Raw genomic sequence first — 530 nt, forward strand, 5'->3', positions numbered from 1 at the left:
CTATTTCAACAATTTGCCGCAAACCGACCAGATCGCGTTTCTCATCTCCAGCGCGAAGGACATCGACACATTCGATTCGACGATCAACGCCATGCTCGATCGCTGGAAGGCGGGCGATGCCGAGGGCTTGAGCGCGCTGATGAACGAGGATTTGAGCAGCCAGCCCAATCTCTACAAAGTGCTGCTTGCGGATCGCAACGCGCGCTGGGCCGACTGGATCGACAACCGGCTGAAGACGCCGGGTACCGTGTTCATCGCGGTCGGCGCGGGGCATTTGGCGGGTAAGGACAGCGTGCAGGCCTATCTCGCCAAGCATCATCTGGTGGCCGAGCGAGTCCGCTATTGAAGCGGCGATGGCTTGGTCTCGGGCTGGCGCTGGGGCTTTGCACCTGCGCGCGAGCGCCCGAGACCAAGGCGCATCCGGCGCTGTGGCGCGTGGGCGATGCCGATACCACGATCTGGCTGTTCGGGACGATCCACGCGCTGCCGCCCGGCGTCGACTGGCAAACGCCCACGGTCGCGCGGGCGAT

At 64.0% G+C, this 530-nt stretch carries 2 protein-coding genes; both read left to right on the forward strand.

The window, feature by feature from the left end; genetic code table 11:
• Positions 1-346, forward strand: a 346-nt coding sequence (locus AACY45_RS27830) for a TraB/GumN family protein (RefSeq protein ID WP_339548690.1), incomplete at its 5' end; no start/stop codon positions are given.
• Positions 343-530: TraB/GumN family protein (locus tag AACY45_RS27835; RefSeq protein WP_339548691.1), on the forward strand; the 188-nt coding region annotated here is incomplete at its 3' end. The genes AACY45_RS27830 and AACY45_RS27835, both read left to right, overlap by 4 nt.

Origin of the sequence: Pseudomonas sp. RA_35y_Pfl2_P32, from assembly GCF_963970735.1 — a bacterium.
Classification (GTDB): domain Bacteria; phylum Pseudomonadota; class Gammaproteobacteria; order Pseudomonadales; family Pseudomonadaceae; genus Aquipseudomonas.